General features: G+C 46.3%; 17 protein-coding genes. 7 read left to right on the forward strand and 10 right to left on the reverse strand.

The window, feature by feature from the left end:
* The 8 genes from BLR32_RS01935 to dnaB form a co-directional block, all read right to left on the reverse strand.
* A complete protein-coding gene (locus tag BLR32_RS01935) occupies positions 1 to 1,617 on the reverse strand; it encodes a RagB/SusD family nutrient uptake outer membrane protein (protein ID WP_089828550.1) in 1,617 nt (538 codons plus the stop codon).
* Between the two features lie 19 nt (positions 1,618 to 1,636).
* A complete protein-coding gene (locus BLR32_RS01940) occupies positions 1,637 to 4,993 on the reverse strand; it encodes a SusC/RagA family TonB-linked outer membrane protein (RefSeq protein ID WP_218124139.1) in 3,357 nt (1,118 codons plus the stop codon).
* A gap of 191 nt (positions 4,994 to 5,184) precedes the next feature.
* On the reverse strand, positions 5,185 to 6,054 hold the full coding sequence (locus BLR32_RS01945; protein ID WP_089828551.1) for a FecR family protein: 870 nt from the start codon (positions 6,052 to 6,054) through the stop codon (positions 5,185 to 5,187).
* Positions 6,055 to 6,124: 70 nt separating this feature from the next.
* A complete protein-coding gene (locus tag BLR32_RS01950) occupies positions 6,125 to 6,712 on the reverse strand; it encodes a sigma-70 family RNA polymerase sigma factor (RefSeq protein ID WP_143011330.1) in 588 nt (195 codons plus the stop codon).
* 119 nt (positions 6,713 to 6,831) lie between these two features.
* On the reverse strand, positions 6,832 to 7,539 hold the full coding sequence (locus tag BLR32_RS01955; RefSeq protein ID WP_176842131.1) for an RsmE family RNA methyltransferase: 708 nt from the start codon (positions 7,537 to 7,539) through the stop codon (positions 6,832 to 6,834).
* A 586-nt stretch (positions 7,540 to 8,125) separates the two neighbouring features.
* Complete coding sequence (locus BLR32_RS01965; RefSeq protein ID WP_089828555.1) at positions 8,126 to 8,536, reverse strand: hypothetical protein; 411 nt, start codon at positions 8,534 to 8,536, stop codon at positions 8,126 to 8,128.
* Positions 8,537 to 8,846: 310 nt separating this feature from the next.
* The gene (locus BLR32_RS01975) at positions 8,847 to 10,190 is read right to left on the reverse strand and encodes an MATE family efflux transporter (protein WP_089828557.1); all 1,344 of its coding nucleotides are present in this window, start codon (positions 10,188 to 10,190) and stop codon (positions 8,847 to 8,849) included.
* Between the two features lie 78 nt (positions 10,191 to 10,268).
* On the reverse strand, positions 10,269 to 11,840 hold the full coding sequence (gene dnaB, locus BLR32_RS01980; RefSeq protein ID WP_089828558.1) for a replicative DNA helicase: 1,572 nt from the start codon (positions 11,838 to 11,840) through the stop codon (positions 10,269 to 10,271).
* Between the two features lie 626 nt (positions 11,841 to 12,466).
* Here dnaB and pheT point away from each other — a divergent pair.
* The 7 genes from pheT to BLR32_RS02015 all read left to right on the forward strand — a co-directional run bounded on the left by pheT (position 12,467) and on the right by BLR32_RS02015 (position 21,926).
* Entirely contained in the window at positions 12,467 to 14,899 is a 2,433-nt protein-coding gene (pheT, locus tag BLR32_RS01985; protein WP_089828559.1) for a phenylalanine--tRNA ligase subunit beta, read from the forward strand.
* Positions 14,900 to 14,967: 68 nt separating this feature from the next.
* Complete coding sequence (locus tag BLR32_RS01990) at positions 14,968 to 15,276, forward strand: hypothetical protein (RefSeq protein ID WP_089828560.1); 309 nt, start codon at positions 14,968 to 14,970, stop codon at positions 15,274 to 15,276.
* A 20-nt stretch (positions 15,277 to 15,296) separates the two neighbouring features.
* On the forward strand, positions 15,297 to 15,590 hold the full coding sequence (locus tag BLR32_RS01995) for a cell division protein ZapA (protein WP_089828561.1): 294 nt from the start codon (positions 15,297 to 15,299) through the stop codon (positions 15,588 to 15,590).
* Positions 15,591 to 15,902: 312 nt separating this feature from the next.
* The gene (rny, locus tag BLR32_RS02000) at positions 15,903 to 17,468 is read left to right on the forward strand and encodes a ribonuclease Y (protein WP_176842132.1); all 1,566 of its coding nucleotides are present in this window, start codon (positions 15,903 to 15,905) and stop codon (positions 17,466 to 17,468) included.
* A gap of 120 nt (positions 17,469 to 17,588) precedes the next feature.
* A complete protein-coding gene (locus tag BLR32_RS02005; RefSeq protein WP_089828563.1) occupies positions 17,589 to 18,188 on the forward strand; it encodes a 3-keto-disaccharide hydrolase in 600 nt (199 codons plus the stop codon).
* 208 nt (positions 18,189 to 18,396) lie between these two features.
* The gene (locus BLR32_RS02010) at positions 18,397 to 19,209 is read left to right on the forward strand and encodes a purine-nucleoside phosphorylase (RefSeq protein WP_089828564.1); all 813 of its coding nucleotides are present in this window, start codon (positions 18,397 to 18,399) and stop codon (positions 19,207 to 19,209) included.
* Between the two features lie 284 nt (positions 19,210 to 19,493).
* Positions 19,494 to 21,926, forward strand: a complete 2,433-nt coding sequence (locus tag BLR32_RS02015) for an ABC transporter permease (RefSeq protein WP_089828565.1) — start codon at positions 19,494 to 19,496, stop codon at positions 21,924 to 21,926.
* Between the two features lie 139 nt (positions 21,927 to 22,065).
* Here the strand turns inward: BLR32_RS02015 and scpB are convergent, their stop codons facing one another.
* The gene (gene scpB, locus BLR32_RS02020; RefSeq protein ID WP_089828566.1) at positions 22,066 to 23,418 is read right to left on the reverse strand and encodes an SMC-Scp complex subunit ScpB; all 1,353 of its coding nucleotides are present in this window, start codon (positions 23,416 to 23,418) and stop codon (positions 22,066 to 22,068) included.
* A 149-nt stretch (positions 23,419 to 23,567) separates the two neighbouring features.
* Positions 23,568 to 24,452 (reverse strand): ATP synthase F1 subunit gamma, encoded by an 885-nt coding sequence (gene atpG / locus BLR32_RS02025; protein WP_089828567.1) that lies wholly within the window; start codon positions 24,450 to 24,452, stop codon positions 23,568 to 23,570.
* Positions 24,453 to 24,607 lie beyond the last annotated feature (155 nt).

Consider the following 24,607-nt stretch of genomic DNA (forward strand, 5'->3'; position numbering starts at 1 on the left):
TTAATAACCATCATTTTGTTTAAGGTTGCCGTTCTTATTGATCTCAGTACGAGGAATAGGGAATAGTGTCCGGTAGTCTCCATTAGACGTATGCGAGAACCATGACTTCTTAGTAAACACTTTGAAGCGGATCAGGTCCTGCCTGCGACGGTCTTCCTGTGTAAACTCCCAGCCCAGTTCATCCAGGAAGCGGCCATACTGGATATCAGCACCTCCCTGTTCTGTATGATTCAGGTGATCGCGCAAACCATAATCATACACACTTCCTTTTAACAGGTCAGCACCTGTAACGAGGGCTTTCTCCGGATGCTCCGTGAAATTCCTTTGTCTTACCTGTGTTACCAGCGTGGCTGCATCGTCGGCCTTACCTTTCCTTAACAGGCTTTCCGCTTTCATCATGAGGATGTCTGCATAGCGGAATAAAGGCCAGTCATTACTCAGCTGTACGTTGGCTTTCTGTTTGATTTCAAATTTACCCAAACGGAAACCATGTATTTCTTCTGATTGATCAATACCCGGTACCTCGTTGATAAAGGCCAGTGGCTTTCCTGTGTAAGCGCCCATCGTACAATTCAGTTCGGCGCCGGCAGCGCTGTACTGTTGTCCCTTGATCCAGTTGTCGCGATAACGTGCATCGTCAGTATCAAAGGTATTGATGAACTGCGGGATAGCACAGATACCGCCCCAAGGAGTTGACTTGAGATTGTAGGTAGCCTGACAGGCAGGTTGTAATGTCTGCATATGAATGTCAAAGGCATTCCAGTCCGTCACATATGTTTCATCAAATGGCAAAGCGAAAATGATCTCTTTGGAATTCTCATTGTCTGTTACAAATACACTGCGTTGTACAGGTTCCAGTATAAAGCCTTTGCCTGAATTGATGATAGCATCACAGGTGGCAATACATTCATCCCAGGCGGGAGTGCCAGCATATACCTCCGCATTCAGGTACATCTTTGCCAATAAAGCATAGGCCGCCCACTGATTGAACTTACCATAAGTTGTTTTATCATTCTTATCGCTCAATAAGGGGAGGTTATCTTTGATTTCCTTAACGATGAATTCATATACCTCTTTACGGGTACTCTGTTCCGGCAGAAATCCGTCTGGCACGTCAAACCTGGTCACGATGGGCACATTGCCATATACATCACACAGCACATAATAGTAGGATGCACGTAATACCTTCAGCTCTGCCAGTGTTTCTTCTTTGCCACTACTGACAGGAATGCTTCCTGATTCCAACTGATATATCACACGGTTACAATTGGTAATCCCGGCATAAGTACGGTTCCAGGTATTGATAGTCACATCATCATCAGCGGTCCACTTATGCTCGTGTAAACGGCGATAGATGCCACCATCCACCCAGCCATTCGGACGTGCAGGAATTACCGCTTCATCAGAGGTAGCTTCCTGTATGCGGGCATAACCATTCCAGTCATTCAGCACAAAACGCCAGTTTACATAAGCAGCGCCTACCAGCGAAGCCAGGTCTTCTGCAGAAGGATCGAATTGTCCGGCGATGATCTGGTTATAGCTTGTATCTTTTAACTTGGTGCAGGCAGACACCAGTAACAGCGTTGCCAGTAATATTGTCTTGATAGATTGTTTCATAACGGCAGAAATTAACGGATCAGAAATTCATGTTTACACCCACAGTAAATGTCCTAACAGAAGGATACTTATCCCTGTCATCATTGCCAGGCGCCAGTCCCAGCCTGTTCACCTCAGGGTCTATACCCTTATACCCGGTGATGGTAAAAGTATTCAGCGTAGAAACATAGACACGTGCGGAATGCATGTATTTTAGTTTCAGGTTCCGGAAATTGTATCCCAGTGTGATATTATCCACTTTCCAGAAATCGCCATTCTCCACATAGTAGCTGTTAAACTCCAGCGGCATGTCTTTACTTAATACCGCCTTACCGAATACCTTATCGTAAGCTGATTTTAAACGATTGTACTGCTGCAGGCCTGTGTTCTCATAATACATGCGCTGAAAGTTCAGTATCTGATAGTCGAAAGCGCCACGCATAGTAATATTCAGATCAAACTGTTTATAGCGGAAAGTGTTGTTCCATCCGGCATAATACTTCGGAAGGCCATTCCCCAGTACTCGTTTGTCTTCGAACGCATGCTGGTAGCTGTCATAAGGCACGGGCTTTCCATCACGTCCTTCATAGATCCATTTACCATCTTCAGAAATATCTACCACCTTGAAGCCATAGAAATCACCGATATGATCACCGATGTTCACGATATGTGTAAAGGTCTGGATCGGCTCACCGGTACCACCGGTAGTAAAGTAGTTGTTGGTAGTTTTGTAGAGATTATTAGAAAGGCTGACCAGTTTATTGGTGTTGGTAGAGAAATTCACGCTGGAGGTCCATTCGAAATTCTTTGTCTTCACCGGAATAAAGTTCACCAATACTTCCAGGCCTTTATTTTCCATCTTACCTACGTTCGCACGGGTGGTAGGATACAGGTTTGGAGGACTAGGCACCTGGTAGTCATACAGCAATCCATTGATACGGCGGATGTAGTAATCCACGCTACCGCTGATCCTGCCGCTATGCATGGAAAAGTCTAATCCTGCATTGGTTTCATGCTTCTCTTCCCAGCGCAAGTCGGCATTAGGGTTCTGAGAAGGGCCCAGTGTCTGGATCCATACGCCATTTACATATACATAGCTGCCGTAGTTCAGGATAGCCACACCGAGGAAAAGATCAGTAGGCTGTGTACCTGTAACGCCATAACCTACACGTAATTTCAGATCATCGAACAATGTCTGACTTTTCATAAACGCCTCATTGCTGATACGCCATCCGGCAGAGATAGCCGGGAAGTTACCCCATGGTTGCTTCGTACCATACAACTGGCTGGCGGCTTCATGACGCAAACTGGCCATTAACAGGTAACGGTCATCATAACTATAAGTAGCCCTGCCGAAGAAACCAATGAGGTTTGTTTCTGTCTTATCACTGTATTCCGGTGCCAGTCCTTCTTTTAATGCCTGTCCTATACCGATGTTGTTATAAGTAAAACGGTCTGTCGGGAAGTCCCAGTTCTGCATCCAGTGACTGTTGTACTCCCGCTCCTGGTAGCTGTATCCTGCCAGGGCTGTGAATTTATGTCGTCTGACATTAGCGGTGTATTGTGCGGTCAGCTCCATCAGCCTGTCCATGCTTTGCGTTGAGCCAACAGAGGCATAACCGTTCCTGCTGTCTCTCAAATTGGAGATATGCTTTTTGGTTTCCGAGTATCCTCTGTCTTCATTGTAGTGCGTATAAGAGAATAAGGCAGACAGCTTCAGTCCCTGTACTGGCAGCAAGGTCAGTGAACCATTCAGACGTGTATTCTGGGAAGTGTTCCGGCCATCGCTTTCCATAAGTCTTGACACCGGATTTTCGTAGTTAAACAGGCCTGTCTGTTCATACCAGTTCCCCAGTGAATCACGGAGCGGAGAAGTTGGATTACGGATGAGGGCCTGTCTGTAGGTATAACCATTAAAACTGAAACCATCGCCGGTAGTGGTATACCTGTTGTTGGCACTCAGCATACCCAGGTTTATGCGCAGTTTATCATCCAGCATACTGTGGTTGATATCGATGCGACCGGTGAAGGTCCTATTGTCTGATTTCTTCATGATACCTTCCAGGGAGCGGTAGTTCGCATTCGCGAGATAATTTGTCTTCGCATTACCACCCCTCATTGTCAGGTTATGTACATGTGTTAATGGCGTCTGTGATATTTCTTTTAACCAGTCAGTATTGGCGCCCTGGTCCCAGGAAGCGTCTCTGGTACCATCTGCGATCTGTTTCCGGTAATCTGCAGCTGTCAGCATATCTGGCTTGCGGGCAATGGTCTGTGTGCTGACATAGCCGCTATATTCCACAGAGTTGTTATAGGTTCCACTGGCCCTGCGGGTAGTGATAATGATCACACCATTGGTACCACGGGTACCATAGATAGCAGCGGCAGAACCGTCTTTTAATACATCCACGGATTCAATATCTTCGGGCGCGACGGTCTTCAGATCACCGGGGATACCGTCTATCAGTACTAAGGGGTTAGCGTTGGCTCCTAACAGGGTGGTATTGCCGCGCAACAGGATCTGTGAGCCGCTGGTAGGATCTCCACTGGGTGTACCGATGGAAAGTCCGGCTACTTTACCTTGCAGCAGCTGGCCGGCATCCAGCACATTCCCTTTTACGAAGCTTTCTGATTTTACTGTAGCAACAGCGCTGGTCAGGTCTCCTTTCCGCAGGCTGCCATAGCCTATTACAACAACATCCGCCAGGGAGTTATCGCTCAAGGCCATCTGGATATTCAGCTGGCTACGGCCTCTCACGGCTATTTCCTGGGTGCGGTAACCGATATAGCTGATCAGCAGTGTATCGGCCTCACTCCTTGCTTCGAGTGAGAAGGCGCCTTTCTCGTTGGTGATGGTACCGGCCCTTGACGATTTCACCACAATGCTCACCCCGGGTAATGGCTGGCCTTTTTCGTCGGTCACCATGCCTGTGATCACCTTGTCCATACCTACAGGCACGGGCACGCCTTTCGCCGCAGCCTGCATAGCGGCAGACATTGGCATTCTTTTAATAATGATATATTTTCCCTCCTGTACATAGAACAGGTCATGCGGAAGCAGTAACGCGTCCAGCACCTCTTTCAGTGAGCGTTCCTTGTTTTCCAGCGCAGGCACGGACGTATTGCCGGCCAGCGCGCCATCTACAACAAAGAGGAAAGGCGCCTGTGTTTCTATGCGTTTTAATACTTTATCAAGTTTTCCTTCCCTGATATTCAGCTGCAACATCACGGTGTTCAGGTCCTGTCCGCTGGTATTACGGGCAATGAGCAACAACGTTGTTGTACACAGCACTATCATGATCATGATCACTGTTCGCATTAGCTTAAACAAAAGGTCTGGTAAATAATGGTGGGTGATGCCCATAGGCTTCCCTGTCAAAATACCGTAGTATTTCATATCTTTAATTGCATTTTGTATGATGTAATAGAATACAAAGCCGTAGCGCCTGCGTTGCATGTATGGTTTGCAGACTCTTATGCAGACAGCGCTATGTTATCCTTTCCTTTCAGGAAAGGATTTTTTATGTGGTATTGCCGGGAAATGCTGTTGTTTGTTTCATAACGGGATTGCTTGATTTTTGTGAAATATTATTGGCACCCTTCTCCGCTGATATATACTTCTTTTTTATCCTGACTGATGCGGAACGTGGAATTGTTGATCTTACACAATAGTTCCAGTATTCTATCCATAGGTGTGTGTTCGTCAAAGCTGGCAATGAATGTGCACTTCTTCAGTGCATCGTTCTCAAAATGGAAAGCTACATTGTACTTCCTGCTTAGCATGTTTGCAACGGATTCAAATGTTTCATTGTTCACTTCAAAACCTCCTTGTATCCAGGCGTGGTAGACAGTTGCATTGACCGTTCTTTCGGCGGTACTGTCTGTTGTTTCTTTCAGCGTGATCTGTTTATTGGCTGTCAGTATTGTAATATGTTTTCTTTCATCTTCCACCCGTATCTTTCCGGAAGCGACGGTAATAGCAGTTGGCTCGCCGCTATAGGCTTTAATATTGAACCTCGTACCCAGTACAGTTGTAGTGCTGCCGCCCGCTTTTACGACAAATGGCCGGGCAGCCTTTTTCACGTCGAAAAACGCTTCACCACTGAGTGTAACTTCCCTGCTTTGTGGTCCGTCATTATATTGCAGCTTGCTGTCAGCATTCAGCCAAACGATGCTACTGTCGGGCAGTACGATCTTGTTCTGCTGTTCCCTGGGTACGTATACGACAAGTTTCTTTTCCGCCTTCTTCGGATACAAAGCCCAGATCCCCGCGGCTATCATAACAGCTGCTGCCATCCACCATACGGAGGACAGACGTCGCCTCCTGGGATTGTCTTCATTCCTGACCAGATCCATTTCTTCCTTTCCGTACCATTGCATCAGGATGTTGATCTCTTCGGCTGTGGCGGTGCCTGCCAGCCATTTGCGGGCAAGTTCGTGGATGTAATCGTCAGGCATTATTTCCGAGTTATACTAATTAAGAGTGTATAACTGACAATTTACCCTTGCCCGGAAGAAAGATTTTTTTTCAGAAGAGGAAAGTGTGTAGTGCGCTTAGTTTCAGGCGTAATATTTTCAGGGCTTTGGTGAGGTGGCCTTCGGCAGTTTTGGGTGATATATTAAAAGTTTCAGCTGCCTGTGTGATGGAGTAGTCGAGCAGTTTATTATAATAGAATACCTGCCGGCTTTTTTCCGGCAGTTCATTGGCTACGGTTTCTATTAGTTGCAGGAGCAGCCTGTCATTTACCAGTGATTCCACATCTCCCTCTTTACTGCCGGCTGTTTCAGCCATCTGAGATAAAGTCTTCATCCTGGAGGCAATGGTCTGCCTGCTGGCCAGGTAATGAAATACGGCGTAACGGGTGATGGCGAAGAGGTAGGGTTTCAGGGCGGAGATCTCTATGTCGTGTCTTTTTTCCCATAGAATGATGAAGGTATCCTGTACGATCTCCTCTGCGATCTCTTTGGCGTGGAGGCGCTTCATGGTGACATGGAATAACAGGTCCCAATACCGGTTGTACACTTCGTTAAAAGCGTCAACGGAATCAGCCCTGATCATGTCCCACAGGTAATTATCCGTGCAAGTGGAATCCGGATGAATGTGCGCGTTCTTCACGTGAAAAGTATAAAGCCCTTATAAGTGTGTAATCTACAATTAAATCTTCACTTTTCCAATATGGGATTACTTATCAGGAAAACGCTTGTTCTGATATTTTTTCTTTATGTGTTAGGGAATTATAAGGCAGTGGCATTAACTGCGTTCATCGTGGTACAACCTACTATTCCGGCGGTCTCCGTGCGCAGGCGGGTATCTCCCAGGGAGACGGGCTGGAATCCTTTCTCGAGTGCCAGTTTGATCTCTTCGGGGGTGAAGTCGCCTTCGGGGCCGATCAGCAGCAGGCTATCCTTACCTGGCTGCATGGCTTGCCAGAGGTGTTGTTTCTGTTCCGGCAGGCAATGCGCGATAAACAGCTGGTCAGCAGGTGGCTGCTGCACCAGGGCTTCAAAAGTGGCGGGGGCGGTTAGTTCCGGGAGGTAATATTGCTGCGATTGCAGCATGGCGGAGACCAAAATATTCTCAAAACGGTCGGCACGGAACTTTTCCTTTTCGGTACGTTGGCTCACCAGGGGGATGATGGTCTGCATACCGATTTCGGTCGCTTTTTCCAGGAACCATTCTATACGGGAGGTATTTTTAGTAAAGGAAATGGCAATGCGGACAGGCGCTTTTACGGGCGGCATCAGTTCATAGTTTTTCACCTGCACCACACACTTTTTACGGTTGTCGTCCGTGATAACGCCGGTATATCTGCCACCACGACCGTCGGCCAGCAGCACTTCGTCGCCAGCCTCATGGCGAAGCACCTGGATGCAGTATTTGGAAGTAGGTTCGTCCATGGTGTAATGTCCGGCGCCGGAGGTGATGTCTTTTGCGTAAAACATGATTGCCTGTTGAAATTTTTGCAAATATCGGTTACTTGGTGAATATGGGGAGCATATGAATTGCATATGAGTTGTATCCTGGGTATATGCTGGAAATAAATGAAAAAACGCCTCATTGGCTAGTGAAAAGGCGGTACAGAAGATATCTTTTATACTTCGACTTCTTCAACAAAGTTTTTCTTAATGCTGTGTTCTACCAACAAGCCCGCGCGTAACTCTTCTTTATAGTCCAATATCATCTGTTTCTCTTCTGCCTTACTTATATCCGGTTTCCCATATTTACCAACCTTTGGATAAAACCCAAGTAGCGTAACACATTCCTTCTCCCGATCAACATAATAATATAACCTATAGCCACAGCTCTTTCCCTTACCATTATTGGAGTTGTCGAGCCGGGATTTTAAGTACCGGAAATCACCATTATCATATAGAATCTGAGGCAGACTAAATATATCGTCTATTGACTTGTTCAGGAAAAACGAACATAAATCGTTACAACAATTGCTATAACTGTTGTTTTTCTTATAACGGGACAAATCACTTCTTACAGAAGAGATTGTATAAAAAACAGGCAATGGAGTTGGGATTAATCGTTGAACAATGAGTTATAATCTTCATTTCTGTTTACCTTATAACGCGAAAGATCGTTAGTGATCTCGCGCAGGTCATTTACTTCATTGTTAAACATTTCCAGCTGTGTGCGAACTTCGTTCTGTAAGCCAGCATTTATAATTGAAGTATTGATTTTTTCCGATCCGCTGAAAATCAGGAAGGCCTTGTCCACTATGTCTTTTGCCTTTTCTGATGTATAGCTATTGAAGTTCTTTTCAATATCATCTACGATTCCCCTGGTTAACTCCGCAATGTTAGAAAATCCTTTCTGGACATCCAGTATAAGGTCCAAATGTTCGTCTGAGCCATGCAGAATAAACTGCTCAGTATCTTCAATTGAAGATACTGTTTGCTCAATCATTTTAATTTCAGTACGATAAGACATTCACTTATTTTTTCAAGGTAACAAATCAGTATATTATTCAGATAAATATAACTCGTAGTCAAATATAATATTGTGATATAACCTGGCCAAAGATTTTAACACAAATGCAGTAACTGGTGCTTCACTTCTGTTATACTTTTATGCTTGTTTTCCAGAACAAACGCTATCTGGTTCGGATACATCTTCTCCACAGCTTTAATTCCCTTTTCGCTAAAGAGCACAAAAGCCAAAAGCATTTCACTAATTGCGAGCTTTTTTCTATATGATTCGAGATTATCCATCATTACAAATCTACCGAAAGTGATTCTATTTACACATCCGCCACTACGCCCCTCGTCTTATGCTGAAATCTGAAAAACAACAATACCGACGCCACCAGCAGTCCTATCAGCAATCCCCACCAGATTCCCTGTACACCATACCCCAGATAAATCCCGAGGAAGTAACCCACAGGCAATCCCAGCACCCAATATGCCAGCAACGTAATCACAGTCGGCATCCGTACATCTCCCAATCCACGAAGGATACCCAATCCTACTACCTGCGTACCATCAAACAACTGGAAGAACGCAGCAATGATGAGCAGATTAGCAGCAATATCAATAACAGCAGGATCATTAATATACATCAATGGCAGCAGCCTGCAACCCAACATGAAGATCAGCGCCGCTATCCCCATCATCACCAGTACCATATGATAACTTGCAATGGCGGAAAACCGCAGCTCCCGCCACTGTTTTGCACCAAAATGATTCCCGCTTTTGATACCTGCGGCAGCAGAGATACCGCTGGCCATCATATAAGTAATAGACGCCAGGTTGATCGCAATCTGATGGGCCGCCTGTTCCCTGGCCCCTATCCAGCCTGCCATTACGATAGCACTACTGAAGGCGCTCACTTCAAATATATACTGCAGGGCAACAGGCGTACCGATACCCAGGATCTGCTTAATGGCCGCCATGGACAAATAACGCTGCCGGAAGTTCACCAGATAGGCCTTGAAACGGGGAGATGACAACACATACCAGGTCATGGCAACCGCCATCAGTACCCTGTCTGTCAGCGTACCAATCCCCACACCAATCACACCCAGCCTGGGCGCTCCAAACAATCCATACACCAGTGTGATCCCTATGATTATATTCAATGCGTTGCCGATGATACTGATGTTCATGGCCTGCCGGGTGAATCCCAGCCCTTCCGCAAACTGTTTAAACGTCAGGAAGATCATCAGCGGGAAATAAGAAATGCCCAGCAACTGTAAGAATGGTCTTGCCAGTACGCGTACGTCTTCCTCCTGCCCCAACAGATGCAGGTAATTACTGCCGGTTATGATGGCGGTAGACAATAACACCCCAAGCACGATGTTAATGACGAGGCTATGGCGCAACAGGAAACCACATTGGGCAATATTCTTACGACCATGTTCCTGGGCAATCAGCGGGGTAAGGCCGTAAGACATACCAATTCCTACCACCATGAATATGGAAAATAAACTGCTTCCCAGCGCTACTGCCGCCAGGGGTACATCACCTGTATGGCCGATAATGATCGTGTCAGAAAAGGCCACTAAAACGTGTCCTAATTGGGAAATAACAACAGGGTATGCCAACCGGAAATTGTCTTTGTAGTACAGCCGATATTTAGTCCACATAGTATTATTAGGGGGAAATTAAAAAAGGCGCTCCGTGGTGAAGGAGCGCCTTTCAGTATTATTACTAATTCTGTTTACTTAAAAAGGAGCATCTTCAAATCCGTCATCGAAATTCATGTCGTTCATCTTGGAACCCTTCTGGATATACAGCTTCGCTTCATCGTTGCCACCGCCGTCATTACCACCACGCATTCCTGCAAATGCGTTACTGCTTCCACCACCAGGGTTCTCCAGGCTTCCATCATCCTCAAAACGCTGGAATTCGAGTACCGCACGCAACTTGATGGTATCCAGCTGACCGTTACGGTGTTTAGCTATACGCACGTGGGTTTCACCTTTGTTGGATTCGCCCATCTCGTTGGTGTTGATCTCATAGTATTCAGGACGGTACAGGAACATTACCATGTCAGCATCCTGCTCGATCGCTCCGGATTCACGGAGGTCACTCAACTGCGGCATCTTGTTACCATCTTTACGCTTTTCCACATCACGGCTCAACTGGGAGAGGGCCAGGATCGGCACGTGCAACTCTTTCGCAAGTCCTTTCAGGTCCCTGGAGATCTTACTGATCTCCTGCTCACGGTTGGTGCCCTTTCCATCGGCGCTACCACTCATCAGCTGCAGGTAGTCGATGATGATCACCCCTACCCCGTGATTGTGTACCAGCCTTCTGGCTTTCGCACGTAACTCAAAGATGTTCAGTGCCGGGGTATCATCTATGAAGATAGGCGCTTTTGCCAGGCGTTCAATACCATGGGTCATCAGCTTCTTCATTTCATACTCTTCCAGTTTACCCCTGGTGATCTTTTCCAGTTTTATTTCAGACTCCGCGGACAGGATACGTTGTACGATCTGTCCGGAGGACATTTCCAAAGAGAACACCGCGGCTCCTTTTGGGAATCTCGGGTGAAGGGCGGCATTTCTGGCCAGGTTCAGTGCGAAAGCCGTCTTACCCACCGCAGGACGTGCCGCGATGATGATAAGATCCGTCGACTGCCAGCCATAAGTTACCTTGTCCAGTGAAGGGAACCCGGAAGGTACCCCGGTAATATCATCCCCACGGTTACGCAGATCTTCAATACGCTTCATGGTATTCACCAATACGCGGTCGATACTGTCGTAGTTCTTACGTAAGTGGTTGTTGGTCACCTCGAAAAGTTTACTTTCCGCGGAGTCCAGCAGGTCAAATACGTCTGCCGTGTCTTCGTAAGATTCACTCAGAATTTCTCCGGATATGCGAATCAGTTCCCGCTGGATAAATTTCTGCAGGATAATACGGGCATGCGCCTCAATGTTGGCGGAAGAAACCACCATGTTGGTTAACCTGGTAATATAATATGGGCCGCCTACTATTTCCAGTTCGCCCATTGAACGCAGTTCCTCCACAACGGTCAGAATGTCCACCGGCATGGATTTACCTGCCAGCCGGGTCATGGCCGTAAATATCTTCTGATGTGCTTCTACGTAAAAACATTCACCTTTCAATATCTCTACCACTGTGTCAAAAGCTCCTTTCTCCAGCATAATGGCTCCCAATACAGCCTCTTCCATCTCCTTTGCCTGCGGAGGAATTTTGCCGTACATCATGGTAGATACGTCAACGGACGACTTCCGACGTACGTTGCGGTCTTTCTTTAGATTGAGATCCATCTATATGTTCGTGATTAGTCTGTTAATCAAAAAGTTAAGTGTCGTGGCTTCCTAGTTTGTCCTTTACAATTTATTGTACCATTTGAGCTCTTCTCATTTTATAAAATTGTGAACTTTTTTGGGCCTTACAAACTAAGGTAACCGCATTTTTCGATTTTCTAAAGTTTGCCAGGGTATATAATTTATAAGGTGACATGCACAGGTTATGCACCCGCAAAATGACAGTTATACACTGACTATCGTTTCGTTATCCACCAAACTCACACAATATCCCCACACAAAGGTCTGGATATTCACAAACAATGTGTAAAAAAGTTTCACACATAGATTTTGTCGATTTGCACATTTCTCCACAGCCGGGTTTCGTATCCGGGTTACCGGTAATAATTTGGTGCGATTGTTGGGCGCGGCCCAGAAATGGGACAGGGAAAGCCCTTCTTCTTCGATGCTTGTTCGACGCTTCTTCGACGCTTGTTCGACGCTTGTTCGACGCTTACCGTCTGCTAAAGGAAGATAAAGTCCCCCCGGGTTTACCGGCAACCAACAGAACGGGGCCGCTATTCCATCCTGTATATAGGGACTATTCGTGATTTACACTAACTTTACGGACTTATATAAATTTACAAATGACTATTTCGTACAATTGGCTGTGTGACTATTTGCCGGTTAAACCCACGCCGGAGGAACTATCTGTTATTCTGACGCGTATAGGCCTTGAGGTGGAAAGCCTGGAACAATTTGAGTCCGTAAAGGGCAGTCTTGAGGGACTGGTAATCGGCGAAGTACTGACCGTAGCACCCCATCCCAATGCCGATAAACTGAGATTAACAACAGTAAATACAGGTAGCGGCGAACCGCTGCACATTGTTTGCGGCGCACCCAACGTGGCTGTCGGACAAAAAGTAGTAATTGCACCTATCGGGGCCACTATCTACCCTGCCAGCGGCGAACCGCTGACCATGAAAAAAGCGAAGATCCGCGGAGAAGAGAGCCATGGAATGATCTGTGCGGAAGATGAGATCGGTATTGGAGAAAGCCATGCCGGTATTATGGTGCTCGATCCATCCCTGCAACCCGGCACTCCTGCCAGGGAAGTATTTAAACCCGTTCAGGACTGGATCTATGAGATAGGATTGACCCCCAACAGGATGGACGCTATGAGTCACCTGGGTGTGGCCAGAGATGTGTGCGCCTACCTGAACAACAGTGAAAACACACTGAAATACAAGGCATTAACGCCTGAACTCTCCACCCTGCCCAAGGCAGCTACTCCTTACCAGATTGGTGTTAGCATAGAAAATACGGAAGCTTGTCCGCGGTATAGTGGCATTTCCATCACAGGTGTGAAGATCGCTCCTTCCCCCGATTGGCTGAAGAATAAGCTGCTGGCCATCGGTGTAAGACCTATTAATAATATAGTAGATATTACCAACTTCATCCTGCATGAAACCGGTCAGCCGCTGCATGCTTTTGATGCAGACGCCGTTGAAGGCCGCCAGGTTATCGTGAAGAACCTGCCGCAGAACACGGTTTTTGTAACGCTGGATGAAAAAGAACGTAAACTGGATGCCGCAGACCTCATGATCTGCAATGGCAAGGGTGAGCCGATGTGTATTGCCGGTGTTTTCGGCGGATTGCATTCCGGTGTGAAGGATACTACTACAAACATCTTCCTGGAAAGTGCCTGTTTCAGTGCAGCCAGCATCCGTCCAACCTCTTTCCGTCACGGACTCCGTACAGACGCTGCTGCCCGTTTCGAAAAAGGAACTGATATTTCGGCAACAGCATATGTACTACAGCGCGCTGCCGCATTGATCTGCGAACTGGCCGGCGGTCAGGCAGCTTCAGAAGTGATTGATGTATATCCTCATCCCAAGGTGCAGACAGAAGTGGAGACCAGCTGGAATTATATCTGTAAACTGAGCGGAAAAGCTTATCCTGAAGATAAGATAGTAAATATCCTGAGCAGCCTGGGCTTCGGCATTCTTAAAAAAGATGCTGAAAGGCTGCGCGTGAGCGTACCTTACAGCAAACCGGATATCAGCATCCCGGCAGATATCGTGGAAGAAGTAATGCGTATTGACGGCCTGGATAATATAGAGATCCCTGCGCAGGTGCTGATCACTCCTTCTGCCAATCCAAAACCGGACAGGGAGAAAGTACGTGAAAAGGCTGCTAATTACCTGGCATCCAACGGCTTTAATGAGATTTTCACCAACTCTATCACAAATAGTAAGTATTTTACACCTGAAGTGCTGCAGCATACGGTAAAGATGATCAACAGTCTCAGCGCCGACCTGGATGTAATGCGTCCTTCCATGCTGGAAACCGGCCTGGAAAGCATCGCACACAACCTGAACCGTCGCAATGACAACCTGTTGTTCTTCGAATTCGGTAACACTTATGCGGTTAGCGGAGAGGGTAAATATGAAGAAACTGCTCACCTGAGCCTCTATCTGACCGGTCAGAAAAGAACGGAAAGCTGGATGCATAAAGCCGAGCCGGTAGATTTCTACTTCCTGAAGGGCTACATACAGAACCTCTTCAAACAGCTGGGTATCAGCGGCCTGCAGTGGGCAGAAGCCGAAAGCGATGCCCTGCAGAATGGCTGGCAGATCAGTGTGAAGAACAAGCCGGTAGTAGTGCTTGGCGCTGTTAACGCACAGAAACTGAAACAGTTCGATATTAAGCAAGCAGTGTGGTTTGCCGACTTCAACTGGAAAATTGTATTGGGATTACTGCAAAAAAGCGATAACTTTTATAAGGAAATACCGAAATTCCCGGCGGTGCGTCGTGACCTCGCCCTCGTACTGGATAAGCAGGTAAAATTTGCTGCTGTGGAAGCGGCCGCCAAAACGGTTAAATCTTCCCTGCTGCAGGAACTGAACCTGTTTGACGTTTTTGAGAGTGAGAAACTGGGCGCTAATAAAAAGTCATATGCCGTTAGCTTCACCTTCCAGGATGCGCAGAAGACCCTTACCGATAAAGAGATTGATGCGGTAATGGATAAACTGGTAAAAGCATTCGAAGGACAGTTACAGGCAGAAATCAGAAAATAATCAGGGATTAGGAATTAAGAACGGGGTGATAGCCACGCTTCTTAATTCTTAATAATGAATTGAATTTTATGGCTTTAGAGCAGTACATACAAAGGATAGACGATAAGCTCCATTTGTTGTTGAAAAAGCTGCAGCAGGTGCAGGCTGAGAATGTATTGCTGAAAGAGCAATTGCAGGAACAGGAAGAAACACTGGCAGCCCGGGATGAAACGATCGCCGCCCTGGAAAACAAGCTCCACCTGGCCAAAATGGCCGTAGCCACCCAGGGTACACCGTCCAGCCGGGAAGACGATGAAGAATTCAGAAAGGAAATGCGAAGCAAGATCAATGATTATATAAAAGAGATCGATCGCTGTATCGCACTGTTAAACAGCTAGTTAAAACCAAATCTACCGACATGGAACAGCTGATTCCCATTAATATTGTGGTGGCCGACAGGTCTTACCGCATTAAGATAAGGCCGGAAGAGGAAGAGGAAGTACGCCGTACCATGAAGGAAGTGAATGAGAAGATCATTGAATTCAAAACAGCGTACGCTGGTAAAGACCTGCAGGACTATATTGCCATGGTCCTTATCATGTACGCAACCCATCCGGTGACGAGCGGAGGAAAGATACAGGCTGGCCTTGCGCCATTCCTGGAAGAGAAGTTACAGCACCTTGAAGCGCTGCTGGACAGCTCACTGAAGTGATGACCAGGAATGAGGGGAAAGATTGATTGACACAGATTTGTGATGCACTGAAATATTTTGAAAAAGTAGATTAGCAGCTAGTAACGTATTGCAATAATATTACAACATACTACTAAGATAATCAACGCTTTATCCACTTATCAAGTACAGGAATTTCCTGTAAGCTCCCACACATCTGCATATCAGCTCATTATCCCGTCGTTTCGCACGTTCTTTTTTGTATTTTCGCGAATCAAGTTCTAAACCCTCTACCTTTCCACGGAATGGGATATGGCCAGGAATGCAACATAAATCAAGTATTAAAATTTTTGTATGGAAGTTACTTTAATGTCGACAATAGCTGCAGTGGTGGCATTGATCATAGGTATTTTGTTAGGTAAGGTGATTTTTGCCAAGAACACGCAACATAAAATACAGGAGGCAGAATTACAGGCACAGAAAATAGTTTCAGAAGCACAGCTTACCGCAGAGAACCTTAAGAAAGACAGGCTGCTCGAAGCAAAAGAGAAATTCCTCCAGCTGAAAAGTGAGCACGAGAAAGAAGTTTTACAACGTAACCAGAAAATAGCAGATTCAGAGAACCGCATCAAACAGAAAGAGCAGACGCTGAACCAGAAGACGGAGAACTTACAGAAACAGATGCAGGAGAATGAGGCGATCAAGGAAAACCTCAACCGCCAGATGGAACTGGTTGCCATCAAACGTACTGAACTGGAGAAACACCAGGAAGAGCATATCCGCCGCCTGGAAAAAGTAGCAGCCCTGACTGCAGAAGAAGCCCGCCACCAACTCATCGAGAGCCTGAAGGAAGAAGCCCGCTCACAGGCGCTGGCACACATCCAGGAGATTATCGAGGATGCCAAACTGAAGGCAAACAAAGAAGCTAAAAAGATCATCATACAGTCCATCCAGCGTACTGCTGCCGAGCAGACCATCGAGAACGCTATCACTGTGTTCAACCTGGAAAGTGACGAGATCAAGGGTCAGATCATTGGTCGTGAAGGCCGTAACATCCGCGCTATTGAAGCGGCTACCGGTGTGGACCTGATCGTAGATGATACCCCTGAGGCTATCGTACTGTCTTCCTTCGACCCATTACGTCGTGAGATCGCCCGTTTGTCCCTGCAACGCCTGGTACAGGACGGACGTATCCACCCTGCACGTATTGAAGAAGTAGTAGAAAAGACCAAGAAACAACTGGAAGAGCAGGTAATGGATATCGGGGAAAGAACCGTGATCGAGCTGGGTATCCATGGCTTACATAAAGAACTGGTACGCCTGGTAGGTAAAATGCGTTTCCGTTCTTCTTACGGTCAGAACCTGCTGATGCACTCCAAAGAAACAGCTAACCTTTGTGCTGTAATGGCAGCTGAACTGGGTCTGAACCCTAAACTGGCAAAACGTGCTGGTCTGCTGCATGACATTGGTAAAGTACCTGATGAAGAAACTGAACTGAGCCACGCCCTGCTGGGTGCCAAACTGGCTGAGAAATACGGTGAGCATGCTGCGGTAGTAAACGCTATCGGCGCCCACCACGATGAGATGGAAATGCAATATGTGATCTCCCCTATCGTTCAGGCTTGTGACGCTATCAGCGGCGCCCGTCCTGGTGCACGTCGTGAGATCATGCAGAGCTATCTGCAACGTATCAAAGACCTGGAAAACCTGGCCCTCGCCCATGATGGTGTGGAAAAAGCTTACGCTATCCAGGCAGGCCGCGAGCTGCGCGTGATCGTTGAAAGTGATAAAGTAACCGATAATGACGCTGACCGTCTGTCTTTCGAGATCGCTAACAAGATCCAGACTGAAATGCAGTACCCAGGTCAGATTAAAGTAACCGTGATCCGTGAGAAACGTGCTGTAAACGTAGCACGCTAAACCGGCAACTGTATAAAACCTATTTTAGAAGGCGTCCTGAAAACAGGGCGCCTTTTTTATTTTTAGTTTCTTACATTTAAGTTCCACGTATTCTTATAGCTTATTAAACCGTTCTGAAAAATGAAAAAACTCCTCTTGCTGGCTGCTATCCTGTTCACGGGCAGCCCACTCATCTTCGCACAGAAACAGTCCCTCTTCAATGGCAAAGACCTTGAAGGCTGGAAGATCTACGGCACCGAAAAATGGTACGTGGAAGACGGAACCCTGGTTTGTGAAAGCGGCCCCGATAAGGAATATGGCTACCTGGGTACCAACGAATCGTTCAAGAATTTTGAACTGACCCTGCAATTCAAACAGGAAGCTGATGGCAACAGTGGTGTATTCTTCCACTCTTCCATTGAAGGGACAAAGATCACCGGCTGGCAGGCGGAAGTTGCGCCTAAAGGCAAGCATACCGGTGGCATATACGAATCTTACGGCCGCGGATGGCTGATCCAGCCGGCAGCCGATAAAGAGCAGTACTTAAAAGAGGGAGAATGGAACACCATGAAGGTGATCGTCAAAGGCAACAATGTTACCACCTTCCTGAATGGCCATGAAATGATACAGCTCACAGACGACAAGATCGGCGGCGCCAATGGTCAGATCGCTCTCCAGATCCATTCCGGCGGAGGTATAAAAGTGAGATGGAAGAATATTTCCATTACGAATCTTGACTAGAAAATAAGGTACTGACTGCGGTGGAGCACTCTCCGGGGGTGTTTCACCGCAGTTTTTATTTACTGCGGATACCTGTAAACGACTTCGATGCTCCGACAGGAGTTATGCCCTCCTCTACTATTTGACGAATATCAATCCTCAATCAAGAATTACCTGCTACCTTCGCTGCTGTCTAATCGTAAATTGATAATTCGTAACTGATAAAGCCATGCTTCAACAGCAAATAAAAGACGCAGCCGCCTTTCTGAAAGACCTCCAGCCTGCCCGTGTAGGCATTGTACTGGGAACAGGACTTGGTCAACTGGTCAACCATATTAAGATCCAGCAAAGCATCCCTTATCACCAGATCCCTCATTTCCCGGAATCTACTGTAGAATCGCACAAGGGGCAACTGATCTATGGCCATATCGGGGATACACCTGTTATTGCCATGCAGGGCAGGTTCCACTACTATGAAGGTTATACCATGCAGCAGATCACTTTCCCGATACGTGTCATGAAAGCCCTCGGCATTCAGTACCTGCTGCTCAGCAATGCTGCCGGCGGTATCAATAAAGCTTATTCCAAAGGCGATATGGTACTTCTTGACGATCATATCAATCTTCAGACTGACAATCCACTACGTGGGCTTAATTCACCTGATTTCGGCCCACGTTTTCCTGATATGAGCCGTCCATATGATCCGGTGCTGGGCGAGGCTTTATTAACGGCTGCTGCCTCCCTGGGATATAAGATGCACACTAATGGGGTATACGCTGCCGTTACGGGCCCCAATCTTGAGACAAGGGCAGAATACCGTTATCTGCGCACCATTGGTGCTGATATTGTCGGAATGAGTACCGTGCCTGAAGTGATCGTGGCTAACCAACTGCAGATACCCTGTGCAACAGTTTCTGTGATCACGGATGAATGCGATCCTGACAACCTGCACCCGGTGTCTATAGAGGAGATCATCGCCGTGGCGGGAACTGCGGATAAGAAATTGAGTGAGATCTTTGCTGCGGTGGTGAGTAAGTTATAGCATCTTGTTATTGATCATAATGAGGGGCCTGACTAAAAAGTAAAATGAAGGCGTTCAGCATTGCGCAAAAGCAGTTTCGTCTCCATTACCTTCACGAGAAAAGGTAGCCTTTTTAGTCAGCCCCTTTGTTTGTTTACCTCGTAGTAATGTCCCAAAGCCGGACAAATGATGTATTAAAACCGAACAGGTTAGAACATATTAACATATCTATCCTACTGATCAATTCCGCATTATAGCCTGGCATCTTCTTAGCGCCCCATAGTCAGGCTTCAAATATTTGTCCCATGCTCAAAAACTTTCTCAGGATCGCAATACGGCATATCACACGTAATAAGGTATTCTCTTTTATCAATATTGTCGGTTTCGCTATCGGGCTGGCCACCTGCCTGCTGATCATGCTATATATTCTTGATGAACATCGTTATGATAAGCATCAGGAATATGGTGACAGGAGTTACCGTATAGCCGCTGTCAACAATAAAGGAGAAAAGTGGGTGGCTTCGTCTGCACCACTCGCATCTGGTGTAAAAGACGCATTGCCGGAAGTGGAGCAGGTAGCCAGACTGCTGACATTTACCGATATTTCCAGGATGTTGTTTCAGTATAAGGAAGGAGCCGAGCAGAAGCAGTTATTTGAATCTAATGGTTATTATGTCGATTCTACCTTCTTTCAGATATTCAGCTACAAGTTTATTTATGGTAATGCACTGACAGCACTGAATACGCCTAATAGCCTGGTCATTTGTGACGATATAGCCCGCAAATTCTTCGGACCTGTAAATCCTGTAGGAAAGCAACTTACTATCAATACGGCATTCGGACCGTTCAACTACACAGTAACAGGCGTTTTTAATGGCGAAGCAACCCGGTCACATATACCTGCCCGGTATTTCCTTTCCATGCGGAATAATGACATGTGGAACTGGACAAAACAGCAAACCAGTTGGCTTGGCAATAACATTTTCTATACCTATGTAAAATTGAAAAAAGGAACAGACGCAAAACGTTTTGAAGCAAAACTACAGTCGTTCTTTAATGATAAAACTGCAGCTGATATGAAAGCTGCCGGATTCTCCCAACGCCTGTACATACAGCCAGTTCCGGACATTTATCTTCACTCCTCTGCTCCTAATGAGATCGGGACGAATGGTAATATCATTTACTTATACATACTAGCCTCCATTGCTGCATTTATACTTGTTATTGCCTGCGTCAACTTCATGAATCTCTCTACTGCATCTGCTGAGAAAAGAGCAAGAGAAGTGGGTCTGAGAAAAGTATTAGGCGCTGGTAAGGGCGCGCTGGTAAGGCAATTTATCGGGGAGTCATTCCTTATGAGCCTGATGGCGCTGATACTTGCGTTCGCACTTGTGCTTGTGTTGTTGCCGTACTTCAATATACTTGCGCAAAAAGAGATCAGTTTATTCGATAATCCTTACCTGTTGTTATGGATCATTGCGCTCACCATTGCTGCCGGATTACTTGCAGGAGCCTACCCCGCTTTCTATTTATCTGCGTTCAATCCTATATCGGTACTGAAGGGTAAGATCCTGAACAACTTCTCTGCAGTAGCCATCCGCAGGGGGCTGGTCGTATTTCAGTTCACCATTTCGATCTGTCTTATTTTTGCGGCTATCGTCATCAGGCAACAGCTTCATTATCTAAAAAACCAATCGCTTGGTTTCCGTCAGGAACAGCAATTAATTCTGCCGCTCGGGCGGGCATTTCTGAACAGTGAAAATTACTATGCCTCGTTAAAGAATGAATTGACAGGCTACCCGCAAATAAAGACTATATCCAGTGGTTCTGCCTACCCCGGCACTACAAACATGAGTGATATGCTGTTCTTCCCGGAAGGCGGGTCCAAAAGCGAGAACGTAGACATATATCTGGCTACAGTAGAAAAAGACTATATAGAAACATTGGGCTTTCAGGTGTTGAACGGCAGAACATTCTCAAAGGACTTCCCTGCCGATTCCGCCAGTATCATCCTTAATGAAACTGCCGTGAAGGCTTTGGGTTATACTGCGGCCAATGCTGTTGGCAGGAAAATATACTATGACTTCGGTCAATTCCACGATAACAGGACGATCGTAGGAGTTGTAAAAGATTTCAATTTTGAAAGTCTTCACAATCCTATCCAGCCATATGCCTTTACCACCAACACTTTTGGCAACCAATATACTTATGTTATCATCAACGCCGCTACGGATAATTATACGGAGTTACTTCAGAAGATCGGACAGGTCTGGAAGAAGTTGTTCCCAACTGTTCCCTTCGAATATTCGTTTCTTGACAAGGACTTTCAACGTAGTTATGAGAAGGAACAACGCGCTTTTGTAATCATATCCTACTTTACGATTGTTGCCATCTTTATTGCCTGCCTGGGATTATTCGGTCTGGCAATCTTCTCCGCAGAACAAAGAAAGAGAGAAATAGGTATACGAAAAGTACTGGGGGCTTCTGTCAGGAATGTGGTTATATTGCTTTCGAAGGATTTCATTCAGCTGGTACTGATTGCTTTTGTGATCGCATCTCCGTTGGCCTGGTATGCTATGGATAAATGGCTAAGCGAGTTTGCTTTCCATATACAGATAAGCTGGTTAACATTCATTGCGGCCGGCATTCTGGCCGTTTTCATTGCATTACTGACGGTGAGCTCACAGGCAGCAAAAGCTGCTTTGACCAACCCCGTGAAGACATTAAAAGCAGAATAACTTTCAATGTAATAAGAAGACGTATCAAAAATAAACGAGGGGCTTGAGAATCGCTTAAATGACTACCTGATCCCATCAGGTACCCAAATAAAAAGTGGGTGTATCGTACTTTGATACACCCACTTTTTATATTCCGGATTTATTTTTTATCGTCATCATCCTCTTCATCGTCATCATCACCAAAGTCTCCATCCTTATAAAAACCTTCATCATCTACATCCTCTTCTTTGCCGCCCTCTTCATCATCCTCTAAATCAAGGTCATCCTCTTCATCATCTCCGTCTTCATCATCTTCTTCGTCATCAAAATCATCGTCCTCGTCTTCATCATCTTCATCACTATCTTCGTCGTCATCATCTTCCTCAACGTCATCATCGTCATCTTCTCCGTCTTCATCATCGTCGAAATCTTCATCATCTTCATCGCCGTCCTCATCGTCCTCGTCATCTTCAAAATCTTCATCATCATCCTCATCTTCTTCATCCTCGTCATCGTCATCTTTAGGCCCCAGGTCTGCAGCTGCTGCCAGGAACGCGGCTATCTCATCTTCTGTAGCCACAACGTTATCGTCATCAGCAACAGGTGTATTATCTTCATCAGTACTTTGAGCGTCGTCCTCAGTATCCTCCTTGTCTTCCGCAGCCTTCGCCTGCTCTTCATCCATGGTTGGGATGTCTTCCACGACTACAGGTATAATCCCACTGGCAGAGGGTTCACTTTCTTCTGTGTCTTCCTGATCTTTCACCGGGATGTCTTCATCCACAACCGGAATTTCCTCCTGTACATCTACATGATGTCCATTGAGCCTGGTGGCGGGGCCATCGTCATGTGACAAGTCGCGTTCGACCAGTTCTCCCGTTTCAGACACTACCATATTCAGGCCGTCTTCATCCGGGGATTCGGTATTACCTTCCAGGCCTACAAGTGTTGGCTGGATACTTTCATCTTCAAATACTTCCTTCAGTTTCGGCAGATCTTTAGGAGAGTTCAGACCGAAATAGTCCATAAAGGCCTTGGAGGTAGAATATAAAAGCGGTTTACCGGGCAGCGTTTCACTACGGCCGGAGATCACGATCAATTCTTTTTCAAGGAGTTTCTGGATAGAGTAGTCAGTACTTACACCACGGATATGCTCGATTTCACCTTTGGAGATCGGTTGTTTGTATGCAACGATTGCCAGTGTTTCCAATGCTGCAGTTGAGAGGCGTTTCAGGAATTTCTCCCCGTTCAGCTGAGCGACCGTCTGGTAATATTCCTTTTTGGTCAGGAACTGGTAGCCACCACCGCTTTCTCTTACCTCGAAAGGATAGAACTCAGAGCTGTATTTCTCCTTGATAGCATCCAGTGCTGTCTCCACCTGTTCCAGTGAGGCACGGTCTTCCAGGAAGGCCAGCGCATTGTTCAACAGATCGAGAATTTCCAGCAGTGGCAAGGGCCTGTCTGCGGCAAATATCAATGACTCTATGTGCGGTATGATTTGTGAAAGTTCCATTACCCGGTTTTTCAGGATTCAGATGGGAATGGACGGGCCATTACCACATCTGTAAAAGAAAAAAGTCAAAGGCCGAAAATACAGCCTTTGACCCTTATGAAGAAATCAAAATATTCTGATGTTAATTCGATGTGTATAAGTGGCTATGATCAACCTTCCAATGCTGCTGCACCACTCACAATCTCAGTCAGTTCGGTTGTAATAGCGGCCTGACGTGCACGGTTGTAAGAGATCTTATAGCTACGTAATAGTTCGTTGGCATTTTCAGTCGCCTTATCCATCGCAGTCATACGGGCGCCATGCTCAGAAGCGTTAGCATCCAGCATTGCCTTGTAGAGCTGAGTGTTCAGGATTTTAGGCATCAGTTCCGCGATCAGGGCTTTCTTCTCCGGTTCGAAGATGAAATCAGCACGGCTGGAGCTTTGGTCTGTATTTTCCACACGGGCTACGGGCAGGAACTGCTCAGATACATAGCGCTGGGTAGCAGCATTCTTAAATTCACTATAGATGATCTCTACTGCATCGTAGTTACCTGCAACAAAGCCTTCCATTGCGAAAGCAGCCGCCTGTTTTACGTGCTCGAAATCCAGGTGAGCGAACAGGTGCCAGAAAGTATCGTTCAGTTTATAACCATTCTTTACAAAGTGCTCGTAACCCTTTTTACCGATCGGCAGTATTTCTACATGACCTTTGGCAAACTGCTCCTCGTATTTCTCACGGATCACCTGTTTGGTTAGCTTGATCAGGTTAGAGTTATAAGCGCCACATAATCCCCTGTCAGAAGTGATCACTATCAGCAGCACCTTTTCTACCTGGCGTTGTGCAGCCAGTGCCAGATCGATACTTCCTTCACTGTTGGAAACGATGTTCTTCAACATTTCCTGCAGTTTCAGCGCATAAGGGCGCATCAGCAAGATAGCATCCTGTGCACGACGCAGCTTGGCAGCACTTACCATTTTCATGGCTTTGGTGATCTGCAGGTTAGACTGTGTTGACTTTATACGGTTGCGAACTTCTTTAAGCTGACCGGACATAATGTTTTATGTATTACTTTATTTTGAATGATAATAAGGCCCGTTGGGGCTTTTCAATTTGGCTGCAAAGGTAATAAAAAACATGTCTAATTGAGCATGCGTTATAAAACATATCGTTGGTAGGTCATCACCGGGCACATTTCAAATCGTCCGGG

It is taken from the genome of Chitinophaga filiformis (genome assembly GCF_900102545.1).
GTDB classification, from domain to species: Bacteria; Bacteroidota; Bacteroidia; order Chitinophagales; family Chitinophagaceae; genus Chitinophaga; species Chitinophaga filiformis.

Excerpts from the sequence above, each read along its gene's own strand:
- BLR32_RS01935 (WP_089828550.1), bottom strand. The coding sequence starts at position 1,617 with ATGAAACAATCTATCAAGACAATATTACTGGCAACGCTGTTACTGGTG.
- BLR32_RS01940 (WP_218124139.1), bottom strand. The coding sequence starts at position 4,993 with ATGAAATACTACGGTATTTTGACAGGGAAGCCTATGGGCATCACCCAC.
- BLR32_RS01945 (WP_089828551.1), bottom strand. The coding sequence starts at position 6,054 with ATGCCTGACGATTACATCCACGAACTTGCCCGCAAATGGCTGGCAGGC.
- BLR32_RS01955 (WP_176842131.1), bottom strand. The coding sequence starts at position 7,539 with ATGTTTTACGCAAAAGACATCACCTCCGGCGCCGGACATTACACCATG.
- BLR32_RS01965 (WP_089828555.1), bottom strand. The coding sequence starts at position 8,536 with ATGTCTTATCGTACTGAAATTAAAATGATTGAGCAAACAGTATCTTCA.
- BLR32_RS01975 (WP_089828557.1), bottom strand. The coding sequence starts at position 10,190 with ATGTGGACTAAATATCGGCTGTACTACAAAGACAATTTCCGGTTGGCA.
- dnaB (WP_089828558.1), bottom strand. The coding sequence starts at position 11,840 with ATGGATCTCAATCTAAAGAAAGACCGCAACGTACGTCGGAAGTCGTCC.
- pheT (WP_089828559.1), top strand. The coding sequence starts at position 12,467 with ATGACTATTTCGTACAATTGGCTGTGTGACTATTTGCCGGTTAAACCC.
- BLR32_RS01990 (WP_089828560.1), top strand. The coding sequence starts at position 14,968 with ATGGCTTTAGAGCAGTACATACAAAGGATAGACGATAAGCTCCATTTG.
- BLR32_RS01995 (WP_089828561.1), top strand. The coding sequence starts at position 15,297 with ATGGAACAGCTGATTCCCATTAATATTGTGGTGGCCGACAGGTCTTAC.
- rny (WP_176842132.1), top strand. The coding sequence starts at position 15,903 with ATGGAAGTTACTTTAATGTCGACAATAGCTGCAGTGGTGGCATTGATC.
- BLR32_RS02005 (WP_089828563.1), top strand. The coding sequence starts at position 17,589 with ATGAAAAAACTCCTCTTGCTGGCTGCTATCCTGTTCACGGGCAGCCCA.
- BLR32_RS02010 (WP_089828564.1), top strand. The coding sequence starts at position 18,397 with ATGCTTCAACAGCAAATAAAAGACGCAGCCGCCTTTCTGAAAGACCTC.
- BLR32_RS02015 (WP_089828565.1), top strand. The coding sequence starts at position 19,494 with ATGCTCAAAAACTTTCTCAGGATCGCAATACGGCATATCACACGTAAT.
- scpB (WP_089828566.1), bottom strand. The coding sequence starts at position 23,418 with ATGGAACTTTCACAAATCATACCGCACATAGAGTCATTGATATTTGCC.
- atpG (WP_089828567.1), bottom strand. The coding sequence starts at position 24,452 with ATGTCCGGTCAGCTTAAAGAAGTTCGCAACCGTATAAAGTCAACACAG.